General features: G+C 65.4%; 18 protein-coding genes and 1 tRNA gene. 9 read left to right on the top strand and 10 right to left on the bottom strand.

The genetic code is table 11. The annotated features are described in order from the left end of the window. The first annotated feature begins 163 nt into the window (after positions 1 to 163). Positions 164 to 1333, top strand: a complete 1170-nt coding sequence (locus tag MNR02_RS16600) for a nucleotide sugar dehydrogenase (protein WP_241947561.1) — start codon at positions 164 to 166, stop codon at positions 1331 to 1333. Between the two features lie 52 nt (positions 1334 to 1385). On the opposite strand, the gene MNR02_RS16595 is transcribed toward MNR02_RS16600, so the two are convergent. Then, positions 1386 to 2903, bottom strand: coding sequence for an aldehyde dehydrogenase (NADP(+)) (locus MNR02_RS16595; RefSeq protein WP_241947560.1), 1518 nt, complete (start codon positions 2901 to 2903; stop codon positions 1386 to 1388). Positions 2904 to 3044: 141 nt separating this feature from the next. On the opposite strand from MNR02_RS16595, the gene MNR02_RS16590 reads away from it, so the two are divergent. Then, on the top strand, positions 3045 to 4082 hold the full coding sequence (locus MNR02_RS16590; RefSeq protein ID WP_241947559.1) for an Ldh family oxidoreductase: 1038 nt from the start codon (positions 3045 to 3047) through the stop codon (positions 4080 to 4082). A 158-nt stretch (positions 4083 to 4240) separates the two neighbouring features. Here MNR02_RS16590 and MNR02_RS16585 read toward each other — a convergent pair whose 3' ends face one another. Then, positions 4241 to 5203, bottom strand: a complete 963-nt coding sequence (locus MNR02_RS16585) for a dihydrodipicolinate synthase family protein (RefSeq protein ID WP_241947558.1) — start codon at positions 5201 to 5203, stop codon at positions 4241 to 4243. Between the two features lie 115 nt (positions 5204 to 5318). Beyond that, on the bottom strand, positions 5319 to 6011 hold the full coding sequence (locus MNR02_RS16580; protein WP_241947557.1) for a GntR family transcriptional regulator: 693 nt from the start codon (positions 6009 to 6011) through the stop codon (positions 5319 to 5321). 315 nt (positions 6012 to 6326) lie between these two features. Here MNR02_RS16580 and MNR02_RS16575 point away from each other — a divergent pair, with 315 nt between their 5' ends. Both MNR02_RS16575 and MNR02_RS16570 read left to right on the top strand, forming a co-directional pair. Next, positions 6327 to 7004: a FadR/GntR family transcriptional regulator gene (locus tag MNR02_RS16575; RefSeq protein WP_241947556.1), complete on the top strand. Its 678-nt coding sequence runs from the start codon at positions 6327 to 6329 to the stop codon at positions 7002 to 7004. Further along, entirely contained in the window at positions 7001 to 8266 is a 1266-nt protein-coding gene (locus tag MNR02_RS16570) for an MFS transporter (RefSeq protein ID WP_241947555.1), read from the top strand. The genes MNR02_RS16575 and MNR02_RS16570 overlap by 4 nt, the downstream gene beginning before the upstream one ends. Here the strand turns inward: MNR02_RS16570 and MNR02_RS16565 are convergent. Continuing rightward, positions 8236 to 8934 carry a 5-formyltetrahydrofolate cyclo-ligase gene (locus MNR02_RS16565; protein ID WP_241947554.1) on the bottom strand — a complete coding sequence of 233 codons (699 nt, stop codon included), beginning with the start codon at positions 8932 to 8934 and terminating at the stop codon, positions 8236 to 8238. The two genes, MNR02_RS16570 and MNR02_RS16565, sit on opposite strands and share 31 nt — an antisense overlap. A gap of 368 nt (positions 8935 to 9302) precedes the next feature. Here MNR02_RS16565 and rnk point away from each other — a divergent pair, with 368 nt between their 5' ends. Together rnk and MNR02_RS16555 are read left to right on the top strand one after the other, a co-directional pair. Continuing rightward, entirely contained in the window at positions 9303 to 9725 is a 423-nt protein-coding gene (gene rnk / locus MNR02_RS16560) for a nucleoside diphosphate kinase regulator (protein WP_241599516.1), read from the top strand. A 151-nt stretch (positions 9726 to 9876) separates the two neighbouring features. Continuing rightward, positions 9877 to 10386: a hypothetical protein gene (locus MNR02_RS16555; protein WP_241947553.1), complete on the top strand. Its 510-nt coding sequence runs from the start codon at positions 9877 to 9879 to the stop codon at positions 10384 to 10386. Positions 10387 to 10398: 12 nt separating this feature from the next. Here MNR02_RS16555 and gdhA read toward each other — a convergent pair whose 3' ends face one another. From gdhA to MNR02_RS16535, 4 genes are all read right to left on the bottom strand, one after another. After that, positions 10399 to 11751: an NADP-specific glutamate dehydrogenase gene (gdhA, locus tag MNR02_RS16550; protein WP_241599519.1), complete on the bottom strand. Its 1353-nt coding sequence runs from the start codon at positions 11749 to 11751 to the stop codon at positions 10399 to 10401. An 83-nt stretch (positions 11752 to 11834) separates the two neighbouring features. Continuing rightward, a complete protein-coding gene (locus MNR02_RS16545) occupies positions 11835 to 12986 on the bottom strand; it encodes an HPP family protein (RefSeq protein ID WP_371746756.1) in 1152 nt (383 codons plus the stop codon). 218 nt (positions 12987 to 13204) lie between these two features. Continuing rightward, positions 13205 to 13291 (bottom strand) — tRNA-Leu (locus MNR02_RS16540). A 105-nt stretch (positions 13292 to 13396) separates the two neighbouring features. Further along, positions 13397 to 14827, bottom strand: coding sequence for a phosphomannomutase (locus MNR02_RS16535; protein WP_241947551.1), 1431 nt, complete (start codon positions 14825 to 14827; stop codon positions 13397 to 13399). A 143-nt stretch (positions 14828 to 14970) separates the two neighbouring features. On the opposite strand from MNR02_RS16535, the gene MNR02_RS16530 reads away from it, so the two are divergent. After that, complete coding sequence (locus tag MNR02_RS16530; RefSeq protein WP_241599526.1) at positions 14971 to 15348, top strand: BA14K family protein; 378 nt, start codon at positions 14971 to 14973, stop codon at positions 15346 to 15348. Between the two features lie 53 nt (positions 15349 to 15401). On the opposite strand, the gene MNR02_RS16525 is transcribed toward MNR02_RS16530, so the two are convergent. Next, positions 15402 to 15701 (bottom strand): SelT/SelW/SelH family protein, encoded by a 300-nt coding sequence (locus tag MNR02_RS16525; protein ID WP_241599528.1) that lies wholly within the window; start codon positions 15699 to 15701, stop codon positions 15402 to 15404. Between the two features lie 178 nt (positions 15702 to 15879). Between MNR02_RS16525 and MNR02_RS16520 the strand changes: the two genes are divergently transcribed. After that, positions 15880 to 16329 (top strand): DoxX family protein, encoded by a 450-nt coding sequence (locus MNR02_RS16520; protein ID WP_241599530.1) that lies wholly within the window; start codon positions 15880 to 15882, stop codon positions 16327 to 16329. Here MNR02_RS16520 and MNR02_RS16515 read toward each other — a convergent pair. Then, positions 16320 to 16739, bottom strand: coding sequence for a hypothetical protein (locus MNR02_RS16515; protein WP_241947550.1), 420 nt, complete (start codon positions 16737 to 16739; stop codon positions 16320 to 16322). The two genes, MNR02_RS16520 and MNR02_RS16515, sit on opposite strands and share 10 nt — an antisense overlap. A 148-nt stretch (positions 16740 to 16887) precedes the next feature. On the opposite strand from MNR02_RS16515, the gene MNR02_RS16510 reads away from it, so the two are divergent. Continuing rightward, positions 16888 to 17649 carry a Crp/Fnr family transcriptional regulator gene (locus MNR02_RS16510; protein WP_241599534.1) on the top strand — a complete coding sequence of 254 codons (762 nt, stop codon included), beginning with the start codon at positions 16888 to 16890 and terminating at the stop codon, positions 17647 to 17649.

Below are 17649 nucleotides of genomic sequence, written 5' to 3'. Positions count from 1 at the left end.
TGAAGGCAAAACGCGCGGGAGGCGATTTTGATCCCTCGCTTTTTGTCATTATGCGTCCCGCGCCTGCCATCTGGCTGTAATCATCCGCGGCTATATCCCGCCTGCAGCCGCGCCGCTTTGCCGGCAGCCTGCTTGGTCAACGGTAGCGCCGACGGGATGGCCCATGGTCAATATTGCGGTTGCCGGCATTGGTTATGTCGGTCTTTCCAATGCCGTACTCCTTGCGCAGCACAATGGCGTAATCGCCTATGACATCACCGGCGAACGGGTCGATAGCGTGAATGCCGGCATCTCGCCGGTGGCGGACGCCGAAATCGAGGACTATCTGCGGACGAAGCCGCTCCACCTGCGCGCCACCACGAACAAGACGGATGCGTTTGCCGAGGCGGATTTCGTCGTCGTCGCAACGCCCACCAACTACGACCCTGAGTATAACTACTTCGATACGACGAGCGTCGAGGCCGTCATCGAGGATATCAGGCAGGTGAACACGCAGGCCACCATCGTCATCAAGTCCACCATCCCGGTCGGCTATACAAAATGGCTGCGCGCGGCCCGTGGAGACGAGAAAATCCTGTTTTCGCCGGAATTCCTGCGCGAGGGCAGGGCGCTCTACGACAACCTGCATCCCTCGCGCATCGTCGTGGGCGCGGATACGCCGGAAGCGCACCAGTTTGCCGGCCTGCTGCGGCAGGGCGCCGTCCGAGAAGATGTCCCCGTGCTCTTCACGGGCCCCGGCGAGGCCGAGGCGATCAAGCTCTTCGCCAACACCTATCTCGCCATGCGTGTTGCCTATTTCAACGAACTCGATTCCTACGCCATGACGCACGGCATCGATACGCGCGCGATCATCGAGGGCGTCGGGCTCGATCCGCGCATTGGCCAGCACTACAACAACCCCTCCTTCGGCTATGGCGGATACTGCCTGCCGAAGGACACACGCCAGCTGCTGTCGAACTTCAGCAATGTGCCGCAAAACCTGATCCGCGCCATCGTGGATGCCAATGCGACGCGTAAGGATTTCCTTGCTGGCGATATCGCCGCGCGCGACCCTGATGTGGTCGGCGTCTACCGGCTTGCGATGAAGACGGGATCGGACAATTTCCGCGAATCCTCGATCCAGGGCATCATGCAGCGCCTTGCGGCGCGCGGCATTCCGGTCATCGTCTACGAGCCGGATTTTCCAGGGGAAACGGTCTTTCGCCACGAGATCGTGCGCGATCTGGAGGCGTTCAAGCAGCGGGCTGACATCATCATCGCAAACCGCTGCGCCGATGATCTCGGCGATGTCGCTGCCAAGGTCTATACCCGTGACGTCTTCGGTCGCGACTGACCGGCCGGGACGCACGGGCCGCGATGGACCCGTGCGTCTTGTCGTCATTCCGTTAGCCGGCGAAATCTTCCGGCAGCAGGCCCTCAGGCATGTTCTGGTAGGAGACCGGGCGCAGGAAGCGGCGGATCGACATCGTGCCGACGCTGGTCGCGCCGAAGTTGGTGGAGGCGGGGTACGGTCCGCCATGCACCATGGAATCCACCACCTCGACACCGGTTGGGAAGCCGTTGACCAGCACGCGGCCGGCCTTGCGCTCGAGGATCGGGCGCAGGCGCTTGGCATCCTCGAGATCGCCGGCATCCATGTGGATGGTCGCCGTCAGCTGGCCTTCGAACTTGCGCGCCAGCGTCTCCATTTCATCCACCGAGCCGACCCGCACCACGAGACCGAGCGGGCCGAACACCTCTTCGGAAAGCGCATGGTCGGCAAGGAAATGCTCGCCGGAGATTTCGAAGAGGTTCGGCAGCGCCTCGCGGCCGGTGGATTCGGTCGTCAGCAGCGGCTTCACCGTGTTGCGGCTTTCGAAGCGCGCCTGACCGTCGTGATAGGCCTTGGCGATACCGTCGGTCAGCATGGTCTGTGCGCCTACCTTGGAGAGGGCCTCGACGGCAGCGGCGGTGAAGCGGTCGGCATCAGCACCGTCGGCGACGATGGCGATTCCCGGATTGGTGCAGAACTGGCCGGCGCCCATGGTAAGCGAACCCGCCCAGCCCTGGCCGAGGCCTTCCGCCCGCGCCTTCAGCGCCTCGGGCAGCAGGAACATCGGGTTGACGGAGCCAAGTTCACCGAAGAAGGGGATGGGCTCGGGGCGGGCGGCGCACAGGTTGAACAGCGCGCGGCCACCGGCAAGCGAGCCGGTGAAGCCGACGGCCTTGATCAGCGGATGCTGCACCACGGCCTCGCCGACCTGGCGGTTCCCGCCCTGGATCAGCGAGAAGACGCCTGGATGAACGCCGGTCTTCTGGATGGCGGCCAGCACGGCCTCGGCGACGATCTCGCCGGTGCCGGGATGGGCCGAGTGACCCTTGACCACGACCGGGCAACCAGCGGCCAGCGCCGCAGCGGTGTCGCCGCCGGCCGTCGAGAAGGCGAGCGGGAAGTTGGAGGCGCCGAACACTGCGACCGGGCCGATCGGCCGCTGGATCAGGCGGATTTCAGGACGCGGCGCCGGCTGGCGGTCGGGCAGTGCGGCATCGAAGCGGCGGTCGAGATAATCGCCCGTCTCGATGTGATCGGCAAAGAGCCGAAGCTGGCCGGTCGTGCGGCCGCGTTCGCCCTGCAGGCGCGCGACCGGCAGGCCGGTTTCCTGCGTGCCGATTTCGGTGATGGCGTCTGCGCGCGCCTCGATCTCGTCGGCAATGGCGCGCAGGAATGCGGCGCGGGTGGCGCGCGAGGAATAGCCGTAGCTGAGAAACGCCTCTTCGGCGGCCTCGGCGGCGCGGTTCACCAGCTCGACCGTGCCGACGGCGAATTGGTGCGAGGGCCCATGCGCTGGCGAGGAGGTGAAGGTGCCGTTGCCGTCGAGCCACTGTCCGGCCACGAGGTGTTTACCGTTGGGAGTGAAAGCCATTACACGTACCTTTCTCACGGGAAGGGGATAGCCGCCGCAAAACCGCGCGGGGCGAATTGAACTTGTCGAGGGGTTCTATACGCTGTGGGTGGAGATGTTCAATCGCCTAGCGTCGTAATAGCCAGCCTTGAAGAGATGATGATGACACAAGACACCCACCTGACGATCGCCGCCCTGCATGACCGGGTGGAAGCCATCTTCCGGCGCGCGGGCCTCAATGAGCGGCAGGCGGGCGCGCTTGCCCGTGTCATCGTGGCCGGCGAGCGGGATGCCTGCAAGTCGCACGGCATCTACCGCATCGAAGGCGCGCTGCGCACCGTCAAGGCCGGCAAGGTCAAGCCGGATGCCGTGCCGGTTCTCGATCCCAACGAGGGGTCGGCCATCGTGAAGGTCAATGCCGGCGGCGGCTTTGCCAACACTGCCTTCGAGCTCGGCCTGCCGGTGCTCGCCGAGCGCACCCGCGCACTCGGCATCGCGGCCCTTGTCATCAACGACTGCACCCATTTCTCCGCACTCTGGCCGGAGGTCGAGGCCGTGACGAAGGAGGGGCTTTCGGCGCTGGTCATGTGCCCGAGCTATGCCACTGTGGCGCCGACGGGCGGCACCAGGCCGCTGCTCGGCACCAATCCCTTTGCCTTCGGCTGGCCGCGCAGGGATGCCCCGCCCTATGTCTTCGACTTCGCGACATCGGTGGCCGCCCGCGGCGAGATCGAGTTGCACCGGCGCGCCGGCAAACAGCTTCCCGAGGGCTGGGCGATCGATGCCGAGGGCAGTCCGACGACCGATCCCGAAGCCGCGCTCGCCGGCGCCATGTTGCCCTTCGGCGGCCACAAGGGCTCAGCCATCGGCACGATGATCGAGCTTCTCGGCGCCATCATGATCGGCGACCTCACGAGCCCCGAAGTGCTCGATTATCTCGGCACGACGACGCTCGCGCCCTTCCACGGCGAACTCATCATCGCCATGTCGCCGGAGGCTTTCGCCAAGGGTCGGCCCGGCGATCCCTTCGCCCGTGCCGAACAGCTCTTTGAAGCCATCGTCGGCGGTGGTGCCCGCCTGCCGTCGCAACGCCGCTTCGCCGCCCGCGCGGTTTCCGAAACGGATGGCATCAAGCTCACCGCTGCCGAAATCGATCAGCTCGACCGTCTGCTGGAGAAGGGACTGGACGCGGTTGCGTGATGATCCAGCGCTTTCATTAGCCGGCGAAGGGTAAGGAGCGAAGCATCTGCTCGTTCGTCATCCTCGGCACATGGCTGAGGATAACCGAACGTCCGGGGTGAGATTGCCAACAAAAAAGCCCTCCACACGGAGGGCTTTTCAATGATGCGGTCCGCGTCTCAGACCTTGTAGCTCTGCACGGCGCCCGGCAGCTGGCTCCAGGCGGCATACCAGGTGTCGAACAGTTTCAGCTGGCTTTCGACATAGCCGCGCTGGCTTTCGGAGAGGGCGTCGGTCTCGTTGAAGTGCAGCGTGTATTCGGCGTCGCCCTTCAGCACCATCATATGCTTGAAATACAGCACGAGATCCGGGCCTTCGTCGAAGGAGGAGAGGACGGCGAGGGCCGATTCCAGTTCCAGCGCGCGCTGGCGTGCATCCGGGTCGCCCTTGGCTGCGCCCTGGGCGAGGTTGCACAGGTGCAGCACTTCCTTGGGCAGCACGCAGCCGATGCCGGTGATCGCGCCGACGGCACCGCAATTGACGAAGCCATGGAATACGCAGGTGTCGACGCCGATCATCAGCGAAACGTCGTCGTCGCGGCTGGTGATGGTCTCGGCCGCATAGCGCATATCGGCCGCGCCGCCGAATTCCTTGAAACCGACGAGGTTCTTGTGCTCCTCGCGCAGCGCGAAGAACAGGTCGGCGCGTGTGGCAAAGCCATAATACGGGCTGTTATAGATGACCGCCGGCAGATCCGGCGCCGCACTCAGGATCGCCTTGAAGTGGTTCTTCTGCGCGGCGATGACGGGGCCGCGCGACAGCACGCGGGGAATGACCATCAGGCCCTGCGCGCCGACCTTCTGTGCATGGGCGGCGTGCGCCACGGCCGAGGAAGTGTTGACGGCGCCGGTGCCGACGATGACCGGCACGCCGGCCTTTACCAGGCGCTCCACGCCTTCCATGCGCTGCGCGTCCGTGAGCAGCGGCCAGTCACCCATCGAGCCGCAATAGACCACGGCCGACATGCCCTTGCCGATCAGCTCCTTGCCCTTGCGCACGAGCGCATCGAAGTCGGGCGTGCGGTCGTCCTTGCAGGGCGTCATCAGGGCGGGGATCACGCCGGAAAAAATCTGCGCCTTCATGTCGGTCTCCTCTGGGCTTTGGGACGGTCGGCAGCGTCCGCGCCGTCGATCATCTGTTCTGGAGCGTGATATATCAGTCTGTATTCTATTTGTCGACAAAAAAGAATTGATGCCCTTAAAGCGGGATATCGAGCCGGTCATTGCGGCTGAAGAGTGCCTGCACCTGCACGACGATCGCCTCGGCATGGGCCTTGCCCAGGCGATCAGCGGCGTCGAGGTCATGCGCTTCGATGGCGGCGATGATCTCGGCATGCTCATCGACGAAACGCTGCGGAAACTGCTCCTCGTAGGAGCGGTAGTAGAGATGCAGCATGCGCCGCGACTCATCGAGCAGGCGGCTGAACAGGCCGGTAAAATAGGGGTTGCGGCCCGCCTCCGCGATGGCGGCATGAAAGGCCGCATTGGTGGCGATCATCGCTGACGTGTCGCGTGCGGCGACCGACGCGGCATAGTCGGCATGCAGGCGGTGAAGGGCGGGAAGGTCCTCGGCGCGGTGGTTTTGCGCGGCAAGCCGCGTCGTCACGCGGTACATCAGCACCAGCGCGTCGAAGAGCGGGCTCAGATTCAGGAAATCGATGGCCGCTACCATCGTCGAGCGGTTGGGCAGGGTCTCGATAAGCCCCTCGCCTGACAGCCGGACCAGGGCCTCGCGGATCGGCGTGCGCGACATGCCGAAGCGCTCGGCAAGCTGCACCTCGTCGATCGGGCTGCCCGGCGCGAGCTTGAGGTCGAGTATTTCGTCGCGCAGGAGGTCGTAGACCATCCTCGCACCGGAGCCGCGCTTGCGTTCGGAAGGGGTGTCGCTCATCGGAATATCCTGTTGTCGACAAGACAAATACAGCGCCGGGGCCACGCCATCAATCGCGGCCGCATCACGCCCGCCCCGCTGCTGGCGAACATGACGGTGGCATCCGCGACATCGGGCGCGCTCGCTGTCTTTCCCGGCCGCGCGCATTGGGCACATGGAGGCCGCCAAACGCTCCTTATCCCGCGTTCGGTTCGTCGAACCGTGGTGGTCGCGCATTGCAAGGGTGCTCGGCACTCACCATGGCCGACAAAAGACCCTTGGCACGAGCGCCGAAACAGATTAGGTAAGGTCATCTGATGATTTTATGAGTTGAAAATGCGGACAATCAGCAAGACCTCCCTCGCCGATACCGCCGTGCAGGCGATCCGCGCGGAAATCCTCTCCTGCCGCTGGGCGGTGGGCGAAAAGCTGCCCAACGAGGCGACCCTGTCCGCCATGCTGTCCGTCAGCCGTGGCACCGTGCGTGAGGCGGTGCGGGTTCTGGCCTCGCAGGGCTATCTCGAAACGCGGCAGGGATCCGGCACCTATGTCCTGTCCGTCGCCGATGCCGCCGGTCCGCTCGTCATGGCGCGGCGCGCCGGGCTGCGCGACCAGTTTGAAACGCGGCTTGCGCTCGATACGCAGGCCGCGCGCCTCGCGGCCGCAAGGCACGATGCCGCCGATATCGCAAACCTGCGGGCGCTGCTGGCCGCGCGCGGTCCCTCCGACGGCGCCGACCGGTCCGGTTTCATCGCGCGCGACCTTGCCTTCCACCGCGGGGTCGTCGCGGCCTCGCGCAATGCGGTGCTGATCGGCATGTACGATTTCTTCTCCACACTGATTGCCGAGACAATCGAGGCGACGCTCGGCGCCGAATTGCCCGAGCCCGACACGGCGGCCCATGCGGCCATCATCGATGCCATCGCGACCGGCAGCCCTGATGCTGCGGATGCCGCCGTGCGCGCGCTCACCGCACCCATTCTGTCGGCACTCGACCGGATGCTGCTGTCATGACCGCGCGTCCCGATCCCGGTTCCATCGAGCTGATCGAGGCCGAAGAGGGTAGCGTGCCGCCGCCGGTGGCGCATCAGCCGAAAAGCCGGCTTGCGCGCTTTCTGCTCGGCTTGAGCCTCGTGCTCATTGCCTTCAACCTGCGGCCGCTGTTTTCGAGCGCGTCGGCGCTCCTGCCGGAAATCCGCAATGTGCTCGGCCTGTCGGCCACCGGGGCGAGCTTGCTGACAACGCTGCCCGTCGTCTGCCTCGGCCTGTTCTCGCCGCTAGCCCCCCGCCTTGCACAGCGCATCGGCACGGAGCTCACGCTGCTGGGTGTCGTGGTGCTTCTGGCGCTCGGCACGGCCATGCGCGGCCTGTCCTCCATTCCGCTGCTCTTTCTGGGCACGGCCCTTGCCGGCGCCTGCATCGCGGTCGGCAATGTGCTGCTGCCCGGTCTGGTCAAACGCGATTTCCCAGACAAGGCCGCGCTGATGACAGGTCTCTATACCATGACCATGTGCGCCGGCGCGGCCGGTGCCTCCGGGCTGACGTTGCCCATCGAGCATGCGCTGGGCGGCTCGTTTTCCGCCGCGCTGGCAATCTGGGCGCTGCCCGCCCTTGTCGTCAGCCTGCTCTGGCTGCCGCAGGTGGTGATGAGCCGCGGGCAGGTGCGGCGAGCCGCCGTGCGTGTCGAAGGCCTGTGGCGCGATCGCCTCGCCTGGCATGTTACCCTGTTCATGGGCCTGCAATCCGCACTCGCCTACTGTGTCTTCGGCTGGATGGTGCCCATTCTGCGCGAGCGCGGTCTTGACGGCGTAACGGCCGGGGCCGTCGTCTCGGTGTCCATCATGGTGCAGGCCGCCGCCTGCCTCGTCGCGCCGCATCTGGCGGTGCGCGGCCGCGATCAGCGACTGATCAATGCCGCGCTGTGCGTCGTGGCCGTTGTCGCGCTCATCGGCATGCTTTTCGCGCCGCTGTGGTCCGTCTGGTTCTGGGCGGTGTTGCAGGGCATCGGGCAGGGCGGGCTGATCGCGGTGGCGCTAACCGTCATTGTGCTGCGTTCGCCCGAACCCATCGTCGCTGCGCATCTGTCCGGCATGGCGCAATGCGTCGGATATCTCCTGGCCGCCATCGGCCCGTTCGTCGTCGGCCTCATTCGCGGCTGGACGGGCAGCTTTGCCTGGAGCGCAGCGCTGTTTGTGCTGCTCGGGCTGGGCGCCGCCGTCAACGGCTGGTTTGCCGGGCGCGCACTCTACGTCAAGGCGCGGGTCGTGCAGTCATAGGGCCGAACCACCCCGTTTTCCGTCACGATCATGTCCATTGCAATGTCATGCGGCTGGGGATGGATCGTCATGCATCGCGCGCCGCTGTAGCCGACGCCGATGATGCGCGGTCTGCGCGGCAGCGCTGCCAGCGTCCGGTCGAAGAACCCGCCGCCATAGCCCAGCCGATAGCAGGCAGGGTCATAGCCCACGACAGGCGCGATTACGACATCGGGAATGACAGGATGCCGCACGGCGGGGATCGGGATGTTCCAGACGCCCCGTTTGAGCGGATCGCCCGGCTGCCAGGCATGAAATTCCAGCGCCTGACCCTTGGCAATGACCACGGGCAGGGCGGTCCGCCCGCCCGATGCGGCGAGGGTTTGCAGGAGCGGGCGCAGGTCCGGCTCGCCGCGAAACGGCCAGTAGGCGCTGACCACGAGCCCGTCCGCCGCACCGATCTCTGCCAGCACCTGCGCGGCAATCGCCGCGCCGAACGCCGCCCGTGTCTCGGCCGGCACGGCAAGGCGCGCGGCGATCAACCGTTCCCGCTCGGCCTTGCGCCAACGGTTGACCTGCGGCCAGTCGCGCGGTTCGGCGGGGTCGGGCAGCCCGGCATAGGCGGGGTCGACCTCGTGCAGCAAACAGGCCGGCGAAGCGAGGGAAGCAGGCTTGTCGTCTTCATCCATGAAACAGCCCTTGCGGGAACGCCGTCGGGTGAGGATCGCGCGCTTTCGCCCCTCGGGCAAACGAATTCACCCCTGCGGCGCGCAGATGCGTCTGGCAACAAGCGTCATTGCCGCCTTTGACTTGACTTTGCGCCCATGCTCACCCCATCTTATAGGCATGATCACGACGCCTTCCATTGCCCGGTTCTTGAAACGGTTGTTTCCTCTCGCAGGACACTAGCCCCTCGGCTCGGTCGCGTCGCGCCCCGGCCGCGGGGCATTGCGGTTCTGTGCATTTCCACATACCGCACCGGTAAAGCGCGACACCATCTCCCTTTTTCTATTCCGTGCGCCCGACGGGCCGCGAAGCAACGTGTCGTGAGGTTTCCATGACCGCAAAGACCAAGGGCAGCCGCCTGCCCACCATCACCATCGCGCGTTCCGAACATGCTCGCCTGTCCAATCTCGCCGACATGCTGGCCGAGCGCGATCCGCATTCGGCCGAGCAGCTGGCGACCGAGCTCGACCGCGCCAAGGTCATCGACGATGCGCGCATGGCGCCCGGCATCGTGCGCATGGGATCCGTCGTTGAATTCCAGATCGACGACGAGCCGGCGCAGACGGCCGAGCTCGTCTTCCCCAAGGATGCGGATATCGCCCGCAAGCGCATTTCCGTGCTGACATCAGTCGGTGCTGCGCTCATCGGCATGTCGGCCGGCCATAAGATCGAATGGTCCGCGCGCGACGGCAAGCCGCGCCGCCTCTCGGTCATCGCCGTGCATGACGGCGTGCCGGATGCCCACGCCTCCTAGGCCGCCACACCCATGAAGTTCCTGTCCTTCCCCGCATCCGGGCGCATCGGAGGCTGCCTCGTCACAGGATCGTGACCCCCTGTGCCGCGTGGCCAGGGGGCTCTCCACCATGGATATCTGGAACCCGCCCTCCGGGCGGATGGAGAACACGATGAAACGCGAACCGGGAATGCTTGTGGCGCGCGACGCCTATGTGCTGGAAAAGATGGCGCGCGACCGCCCGCCGCTGACGCAGGAATGGAAGGCGCTGCTCGACCGCAAGCTTGTCGCCGCCCGCCTGCCGGCGCAGAGCACTGTGCCCTCCGACCTTGCGATGATCGATGCGCGCGTGACCTTCCACTGCGCAAGCGGCCTCACCGATACCCGCACGCTCTGCCTTCCCGGCACATACGTGCCCGGTGGCGCTTTCCTGCCGATCACCACCTTCTACGGCCTAGCCTTGCTGGGGCTCCGCGAAGGCGAGATGATCGCCTTTGCCCGCCCCGAGGGCCGGCGTGACTGGCTCGCACTGGAACGGGTGCATTTCCAGCCCTTGATGGGCGAGGCCGCACCGGCGCAAAGGCCGGCCTTCCGCCTCGTCGCGGGCGGGTTCGAACAACGCAACTTCGTGCCGGCCAACGAAAACGGCCCGGGAGAAGGTCCCGGGCCGTCGGCTGCCTGAGAGGCGAAGCGGTCAGATCACGCCCTGCGCGCGCATGGCTTCCGCTACGCGGATGAAGCCCGCGATATTGGCGCCGAGCACGTAGTTGCCCTTGGCGCCATATTCGTCCGCCGTCTCGGCGCAACGGTCGTGAATGCCCTGCATGATCTGGCCGAGGCGCTCGCGGGCCTGCTCGAAGCTCCAGCTATCGCGGCTGGCATTCTGCTGCATTTCCAGAGCCGAGGTCGCGACGCCACCGGCATTGGCCGCCTTGCCCGGGCCAAACAGCACGCCGGATTCCTGGAAGGCGCGCACGGCTTCCGGCGTGGACGGCATGTTGGCGCCTTCCGCGACCGCGATGACGCCGTTTGCGATCAGCGTCTTGGCGTCCTTGCCGGTCAGCTCGTTTTGTGTGGCGCAAGGCAGTGCCACGTCGCATGCCACGTCCCAGATCGAGCCCTTGCCGGTCGGAATGAAATGCGCCGACTTCTTCAAGCGCACATAGTCCGACATGCGTTCGCGGCGCACTTCCTTGATGTCCTTGACGAGGTCGAGGTCGATGCCGTCGGCGTCATGCACGTAGCCGCTGCTGTCGGAGCAGGCGACGACGGTCGCACCGTACTTGATCGCCTGTTCCATGGCGTAGACGGCGACGTTGCCGGAGCCCGAGACCGTGACCTTCTTGCCTTCGAAATCCGTGCCGCGGCTTTCGAGCATGGCGCGGGTGAAGTAGACCGCGCCGTAGCCGGTCGCCTCCTTGCGTACCAGCGAGCCGCCGTAGCTCAGGCCCTTGCCCGTGAAGACGCCGGCCTCGAAACGGTTGGTGAGGCGCTTGTACTGGCCGAACATCCAGCCGATCTCGCGGCCGCTGACGCCGATATCGCCGGCCGGCACGTCCGTATGCTCACCGAGATGGCGGTGCAGTTCGGTCATGAAGGACTGGCAGAAGCGCATGATCTCGCCTTCCGAGCGGCCCTTCGGGTCGAAGTCCGAGCCGCCCTTGCCGCCGCCGATGGGCAGGCCCGTCAGCGCGTTCTTGAAGATCTGCTCGAAGCCGAGGAACTTGATGATGCCGAGATTGACGGAAGGATGGAAGCGCAGGCCGCCCTTGTAGGGGCCGAGCGCCGAGTTGAACTGCACCCGGAAGCCGCGGTTGATGTGCACCTGGCCCTTGTCGTCCACCCACGGAACGCGAAAGATGATCTGGCGCTCCGGCTCGCAGATGCGCTCGATCAGCGCATCCTTCAGGTAGTCCGGATGCTTCGTCACGACGAGGCCCAGGCTCTCCAGCACTTCGCGCGCCGCCTGGTGGAATTCCGGTTCGGCCGGGTTACGCTGTAGAACCTGGGCGAGGATCGGTTCAAGCTTTTCATCGACGGTCGGCATCGCGACGCTCCTTCGTTTCATATTCGCAGTTTTTGGCGGGGCCGTCCGTCAGGACAGGCCCCGGTGACATCGTGCGGGCATGGTCAGATACCCTGTCCGTGACCGGCCATCAGGCCGGTGCGTGCATTGTGGGAGAGGCTTCTGGCCAGGGTGGCGAGAAGATCGGTCTGGGAAACGATGCCGATGACGTGCTCGGTATCGTCGATGACGACGACCGAATGGATCGAGCCATCCGTCAGGCGTGGCAGAAGGCTCGTTGCCGGGTCGGATGGGCGCGCGGTCGCTGCCGTGGTCAGGGGCAGCGTGGCCCCCGGCTCTTCCGTCGCCAGCTCGCGAAGGCCGACCGTGCCGGCAAGGCGGCCGTTGCCGTCGAGCACGGGCAGTGTTCGGATATCGTGGTCGAGAAGCTTCCGCCGCGCCTCGTCGGGGGTGGCGCCGGCGTACACCGTCACCACGTCGCGCGACATGATGTCGTCCACAGTCAAATCGCCATGGCGACGCGCCAGCGCCTGCTGTTCCACCTCGCGCAGCAGCGCGTCGATATCCGCGCGACTGACATCGAGCGTTTCGTCGAGGCGGGCGATGGCCGCATCGATATCTTCGGCCGTGAAGCCGGCCCGCAAAGCAGCCGGCGGGTCTGCCGTTCCATGCGTGTTGACCGGGACGGCGGCCGGACGATGCGGATATTGCCGCCCCGCCAGCCGATGGAACGCCATGCCGACGAGGACGAGGATCAGCGAGTTGAGCGCGATGGGAACGATGGGAAACCAGAAGCCGGTGCGGGTGACCGCCGCGCCGCCGATGACCGCCGTCAGCGCCGCGGCACCACCCGGCGGATGCAGCGACCGCGTCAGCGACATGGCGAGGATCGCAAGGGCCACCGCAAGCCCGATGGCAAGTGCCGGATCGGAAACCAGCGAGGCGACGGCCACGCCGGCAAAGGCGGAGATCGTGTTGCCGCCGACAATCGGCCAGGGCTGGGCCAGCGGGCTGGCTGGCACGGCAAAGAGCAGCACGGCGGATGCACCGATGGGCGCGACGATCAGCGGCAGATGCGGGCCGTTGCCCATCGCCATGCCGCAGACGAGACCAGTCACGCAGATACCCAGAAGCGCGCCGAAGCAGCCGATCAGCCTTTCCTTCAGCGTGGCGCCGGCCAGAATCGGCGTAAAAAGCCGGATTTTGGACAGAATGCCCGACTTATGGGCACCGTCATGGGGTGTGGCCACGATGATCCTGATCTTTAAAAGGCATATGATTATTTTATAGGCTTATGTGCCTAACGAGGCGGCGATGCAAGCCGCAATCGCAAGATTTTACAGGGCTGAAAAAACACACGCGAAAGCGTCCTGAAGTCCGCCGGCAACGCTTGCCCCAAATGCAAAAGGCCCCCGCGAAGCAGGGGCCTTTTTGATGTTTCCCATTGCCTTAGAAGGCAACTGAAACAGGGGATTGGTGCCCAGAAGAGGACTCGAACCTCCACACCCTTTCGAGTACCAGCACCTGAAGCTGGCGCGTCTACCAATTCCGCCATCTGGGCGACGGAGAGCGATGTAGAAGGACCGCCCTCCGGTGTCAACAGGCTTTTTGAAGTTTTCGCAACAGCTTGGCGAAAAGCCTGTTTTCCGTGCCGCCGCGCCCGCGTCTAGCGGGCCGCGGCCCAGTCGCGGATGCGCGCGAGGCCGGCCTGCAGCAGCCGGACGGCGGCTGCTTCGTCGCGGGCTTCCACATAGCAGCGCATTTCCGGCGCATTGCCCGAAGGGCGCAGGTGAATGATGCTCGCATCCGCAAGCGTCACCCGTAGTCCGTCGATGTCGCTGACGCTGGCGGGTACGCCGATGGGGGCGAGGAAGGTGGCAAGCGTGTCGGCGCCGTTCCGCAATGCCGTCATCAGGGCCGCGCTGGTTTCCACCGGAAAGTTCTCCAGCCGGTCGCTGGCCGCCGCGGGAAGCGAAAAGCCGGCCGCAATGGCCGAAAGCGGCTGCCGGCGGCTCTGTGCCAGCGCCAGCACGGCGAGCACGGGCATCAGACTGTCGCGAGTCGGCAGCGGCGTCAGTGTGCGGCCATTCACGGTAAAGGGCGTGGCGGTGAGCGTGCCGCCATTGGCCTCGAAACCCACGACGGCGGTTTCGCCCGCTGCCACGGCCTCGTTCATCGCGGCAATGACGAAGGGCGAGCCGACGCGGGTGCGCAGCACGCGCCCGTCGATTGCGGCTTCGATGCCGGAATTGGAGGTGACAGGCGTGGCCACGACCGTCGCGCCGAGAAAGCGGCTGGCAATCAGGCCGATGAGGTCGCCACGCACCGGCGTTCCCGTCTCGTCGGTGACGAGCGGCCGGTCGCCGTCGCCGTCGGCCGAGACGATGGCGTCGAGGCCGTGCTCTGCCGCCCACCCGTACAGGAGGGCGATGGTTTCAGGCGAAACCGCCTCGGTATCCACCGGAATGAAGGCCTCGGAGCGGCCGAGCGCCACGACATCGGCGCCATGATGCGCCAGCACCGAAACGAAGAGGTCGCGCGCCACCGTCGAGTGCTGGTAGACGCCGATCCTGAGGCCAGAAAGGCTGCCCTCGGGCAGGAGCGTGCGGTTGCGCTCGCCATAGAGCGCCATGGCGGCCTCATGCCCGTCCGGCGCGGTCTCCTGTGCCGCATCGAAGACCGTGCCCTCGCTCCGCAAAGCCTCGGCGGCGGCATTGATCGCGGCTTCGTCCGCCTTGTCGATCTCGCCGTCGGGCCGGTAGAACTTGATGCCGTTGCGGTCTGCGGGAATGTGCGAGCCCGTCACCATGAGGCTCGCCGCGCCGCGCTCGAGGCCGAGAAGGGCAAGCGCCGGTGTCGGAAGGGTGCCGCAGTCGCGCGGCTCAAGCCCCGCCTTGCGCAGCGCCGCGATGGCAATGGCCGAAACGGCCGGGCTGGAGGACCGGAAGTCCCGCCCGACAAGTATTTCGTCGCCCGGATGCGCGATACCGGATCCCATCAGGTGGCGGGCGAACGCGGTCGCGTAAAGCGCCGTTGCGGGACCTTCGAGGTCGACCGAAAGACCGCGCAGTCCGCTGGTTCCGAATTTCAAGCTCATTGCTTACCCCTCCACTTGCGGATCGCGATTGCCGCGATACATCCAGTCCTGCCCGCGCCATCACGAATAAAACAAAATGCGTGGCCGTAATGCTAGGCAGGGACGTGACAGGGAAATATCCCGCAAGGATAGTGAGGATCAACATGTCGAAGATTCGAAATATCATTTTCGGTTGCGCGATGGGTCTTGCCTCGGCAATCGCTCCGCTTGGAACGGCCCAGGCCGCTCCGCTTGCAGTGCCTGCGCTCAAGCTCCAGACCGCAAACGACGTCACCGAAGCGCAGTTCTGCGTCGGCTATGGTTGCGAGCGGCGCTGGCATCGCCGTCATCATTATCGCCCGCATTACGGCTATGAGCGCCGCTACTATCGTCCGCGCTATGAGCGCCCGCGTTACTATGGCGGCGGACGCAATGCGCATGTGCGCTGGTGCATGAACCGCTATCGCACCTATGACCCCTACACCAACCGTTACCATGCCGGTAACGGCATCTACCGGGTCTGCTATTCGCCCTACCGCTAAGGCGGCCGGCGAGCGCACGAAGGGCGGCGGGCTTCAGGCCCGCCGTTTTCGTTTCAGGCGTCCGGGGCGGACCCGCGATCGGTATGGCCGAGATCGCGCTCCGGCTCGATGATGTCGCGCACCCGCTGCTTCAAGTCCTTCGGGCCGGGAAAACCGCCGTCGCGCTTGCGCTCCCAGATCAGGGTGTCGTTCACGCGGATTTCGAAATTGCCGCCGGTGCCGGGAATGAGCGCCACTTCGCCAAGCGAATCCGAGAAGGTCGAAAGCAGTTCCTGCGCCATCCAGCCGGCACGCAGCAGCCAGTTGCACTGGGTGCAGTAGAGAATGGAAACACGCGGCTTGGTGTCGGACATGGCTGCCTCCTTTGGAACGTCGGCAAGCTATAACAGGCATGCTGCCGCCAAGGCGATGGCCCGCGCGTCCCTCACGGAAATGTCAACTTAATTCATCATGTTTTGTCGACGGACATCTTGTCGCAGCCGCCCTCATCGCCGAGAGGATGTGCACTGCAACATTTTGAACGGAGCCCACATGACCGACGTTTCGCCCGCCCGCCCGCGCCTTATCATCCCCAAGCTTGGCGGCCTTTATGCCGCACTGCATGAAAGCGCCGAGACGATCCTGCGCGTTGCCGCCGGCCTGCTGCTCGTCACGCACGGCTACGGCAAGATCATGAACCCCTTTGGCGCGGTCGGCATGGTGGAAAGCCTCGGCTTCTATCCGGGTGTCTTCTGGTCGCCGCTGCTTGCCGCCACCGAATTCTTCGGCGGCATCCTGGTCGCTATCGGCCTGTTCACACGTCCGGCGGCCTTCGCCTCCATGATCGTGCTTGCGGTCACCGTCTACTTCCACGGTGTCGTGAAGGCTGAGGGCCTGATGGGTGCGGAGAAGTCCATTCTCTGGACGCTGATCTTCCTCTTCTTTGCGGTTCGCGGCGCCAACAGCCACTCGGTGGATGCCAAGCTCGGCCGTCAGTTCTGATCGGCATCTTCGGCCGGCTGCGCCGCTCGGTGCAGCTGCGCCCTGACCATGGCCAACAGCGTGTCGGCCTCGAAGGGCTTGGTCGCGACGGGCAGCGTCTCGAAACCGGCGACGCCCTTCTGGTGCGCCTCGCTCACCGTCGTCAGAAGCAGCGGCACGCCGGCATCGACAAGCCGCTGGATCGCCGGCGCGATGCCGGACATGTCGAGCGGAACGTCGATCAGGCACAGATCCACATCCGCAAGTGCGGCTGGGTTCCACTGGCCGAGCTGCTCGGGACGGACGAGGGTGGTGCGGCAATCGATGGCCGAGCGGATGAGATATTCCGCGTCCAAAGCGATAAGAAACTCGTGTTCGGCGATCACGATGTGGGGAAACGACTGGTCCATGGCGCGATACTCCTCGTCCATGCGAATCCGCCTGGGGGGGTGGTTGGGGAGGCGGAATGTGGGCCGTGGTCACCGATGTGTCATTTAAAAAAGACATAGTGTCAGTGCGATGGAACAACTTCGCGCCTGCCCCGTTTCGAAGGCCAGTCCGGTCGAAAAAGGGGGCAATATGGCGAGCGGAACGACGGCCAGGCAGCAAACCCGATGGCAAACGCCATGCCAGCACTGTCCCCTCCGCGGGCTCGAGACATTCCGCGATTTCACCCCCCGAGAACTGGATTTCGTCGCGCAGTTCAAGACGGGCGAACTGTCGGTCGATCGCAGTTCGACCATTCTCGTGGAGGGCATGCACAGCGCCCATCTCTTTACCGTGCTGTCGGGCTGGGCCTTTCGCTACAAGCTCCTGCCGGACGGCCGTCGCCAGATCATGAACTATGTCATGCCGGGCGACCTCGTCGGCCTGCAGGGCAGCCTCATGGGCGAGATGGACCATTCGGTCGAGGCCCTGACGCCGGTAACGCTCTGCGTCTTCGAACGCGCCAAGCTGGAACGCCTCTTCGAGCGCCATCCCTCCCTCGGTTACGATCTGACCTGGATTGCGGCGCTGGAGGAACGCATTCTCGACGAGCACCTGCTGTCCATCGGCCGGCGCACGGCACTGGAGCGCACCGCGTATCTGCTGTCCTTCATCCAGCAGCGCGCCCATAGCGCCGGGCTGAACGGCGGGCGGCTGGTCATTCCCATCACCCAGCAGCATGTCGCCGATACGCTGGGCCTGTCGCTCGTCCACACAAACAAGACGCTGCGCAAGCTCTCCGACCGCCAGCTGATGCGCTGGCAGGACCGGGGCTGCGAAATCCTCGATGCCGACGGGCTTCAGGCGCTCGCCGGCTGGGAAGGGTTGCAGCGCGGGCCGCGCCCCTTCATCTGA

Source organism: Shinella sp. H4-D48 (assembly GCF_022637395.1).
Lineage (GTDB): Bacteria > Pseudomonadota > Alphaproteobacteria > Rhizobiales > Rhizobiaceae > Shinella > Shinella sedimenti.
The sequence above is the reverse complement of the archived record's forward strand: the minus strand, read 5'-3'. Positions and strand labels throughout refer to the sequence as shown.